The 1896-nt window shown below is 57.9% G+C and carries 1 protein-coding gene and 3 pseudogenes; 2 read left to right on the forward strand and 2 right to left on the reverse strand.

The features are described 5' to 3' along the window. Positions 1 to 113: 113 nt before the first annotated feature. Positions 114 to 251, forward strand: a pseudogene (locus MRBLMR1_RS25250) (transposase domain-containing protein); the annotation flags it as partial. Here the strand turns inward: MRBLMR1_RS25250 and MRBLMR1_RS25255 are convergent. Both MRBLMR1_RS25255 and MRBLMR1_RS25260 read right to left on the reverse strand, forming a co-directional pair. Further along, entirely contained in the window at positions 248 to 820 is a 573-nt protein-coding gene (locus MRBLMR1_RS25255) for a GNAT family N-acetyltransferase (protein WP_500066928.1), read from the reverse strand. The pseudogene MRBLMR1_RS25250 and the gene MRBLMR1_RS25255 overlap by 4 nt on opposite strands. A gap of 654 nt (positions 821 to 1474) precedes the next feature. Next, positions 1475 to 1624, reverse strand: a pseudogene (locus tag MRBLMR1_RS25260) (IS91 family transposase); the annotation flags it as partial. Positions 1625 to 1827: 203 nt separating this feature from the next. On the opposite strand from MRBLMR1_RS25260, the pseudogene MRBLMR1_RS25265 reads away from it, so the two are divergent. Then, a pseudogene (locus tag MRBLMR1_RS25265) lies at positions 1828 to 1896 on the forward strand (DUF6429 family protein); the annotation flags it as partial.

The raw sequence follows: 1896 nt of genomic DNA on the forward strand, positions 1-1896 counted from the left end.
AACCCTCTTGGCCAGATCGAGGCCTATCGTCGTAATTTCGTTCATGGATGACATCTCCCCGTTAGAGCGATCATCGCGATCGCTCTTTCACTATGGCGCCGGAAGAGGGAGCCATCCACCTCATCAAACTCAATGCCGTCGATCCGTTCGCCTACCTGAGCGCCACGCTCACAGCTATCGCCAATGGCCATAGGCAGAGCCGTATCGAAGAGCTGATGCCATGGAATTATTCGCGGCGGTCAAACGGCTAAAGTCTGCTGTCGACGCATTGCCATTCGCTACGCCTCCAAGCATAAAACATACCGTCAAGTTTCTCGCCGGTTGCCTTCATCGTCAGCGCCTCTGGAACGGGGCGCTCGCACACAAGACCAATTTTCTCCAGCACTCGGCGGCTTTCATCGTGCGCTGTCGCACATGTGGTGTGGACGTGAGACAAATTCGATTCCCCTCGAACCCAGGCCATCACGGCTAGACCGGCTTCTGTAGCGAGACCTTTCCCCCAAAAGGCGGGTCCTAGTCCATAATGGATTTCCGCGCCTTCGTTCTCCAAAAACATAAGGAAGAGACCCATCGGTGTCCCGCTACGGCGCTCAATAATACTCCAAACAAACCGGTGGTTCTCCGCCCAGTTAGTCTCGCCCCATGCATCGATCACGGCTTCGGTTCGAGACACCGATGGGTGGGGGCCTCGCGGCAAAAACCGTGAAGCGTAGTCGTTTCCAGTGTATTCTCTGAAGATAGAAGTTGAATGCTCTGTGCGTGCAGCACGTAGAAGAAGACGTGATGTGAGTAGTTCAGTTGGCGGGGAATTCTGTGCCACCTACGATGTTCCTCGCCATGTAAAGGCCTGCATACCTTAATCACACCCCTACGAGGTACAACACCTGAATGGCCGCTTATGGCGCTTTGTTGCTGTCAATGCTGCAGCGGTAGCTTCGGAACGACCCATCTCGCCTGGTCAACGTGCGAGGAAAACACAGCTTACGATAAGGCGACGGATGGAAGTTCGCCTTATCGATAGAAGAGCGTGATGCCGAGCCTTACACAGCGCGGTGTCACGGCATCCATCGCCGCGGTCCGGTCGAACGTCCGCTTTGGTGAAGGTTTTCTGATGCGGGTCGCGGCGTGACGGTGGCATTGATATGCGACCGCGACCCGAGTTGGAAAACCTCCCAAGGAGGAAGCCGCGGGGGGTTGGGATCACCCTATGGGGAAAGTGCGCGGACGGGCGTGGCAGCGGCTACGTCAGAGGGGCGGCTGAAGGTGCACATAGCGCCTGAGAAGGGAGCAAACTCGGTCGATGCTCCCGAGAAAGCTGCTGGTTGTGCCGTGATTGCTGCCGTGTGGCGCGCCGGGGAACGATAGGCGCATTCGGACGTGGCCGGGTCTGCGAGGCACAGCCGCTGTTTTGCTACGCATGACAGGCGATATGTCATGCGGCCTGCTTACTCGGTGGGGCCCGCGACATCGGTGTCTACCCGCGGCAGAATATCTCGACGATGCGCATGGGACCGCCGCAGCAGGGACATGGTTCGCGCAGGGTGAGTGGGACGATCTCGGTCCGGTGTTCCGGCACGGCGACCTGTTCAGGCTGCCGGACGCCGAGCAAGACGCGGATTTTCGATCATCCGCTGGCGCAGCGGTGTGGTTCGTTCCTCCGTCATGGAAACCTCCTGTCTGATGAAGGGGAAGTCCCCAATCGTCAGACAGAAATGCCCGCAGCCAAATGCGCGCAGCTCCTGTTGAGTTAATTCGATCTAGCCTCTTCCGTACCCATCCGAGGTGGGCCGCGGGACTTAATGGGGCTCGCGTGGTAACGTTGGGTTCATGGAGATCGATAAGGACAAAATCGACGACGCGGTGCTGGCGTTGCTATGGCTGACGCTTCACAACGAG

Origin of the sequence: Neorhizobium sp. LMR1-1-1.1 (genome assembly GCF_040675795.1) — a bacterium.
GTDB lineage: Bacteria > Pseudomonadota > Alphaproteobacteria > Rhizobiales > Rhizobiaceae > Neorhizobium > Neorhizobium cellulosilyticum.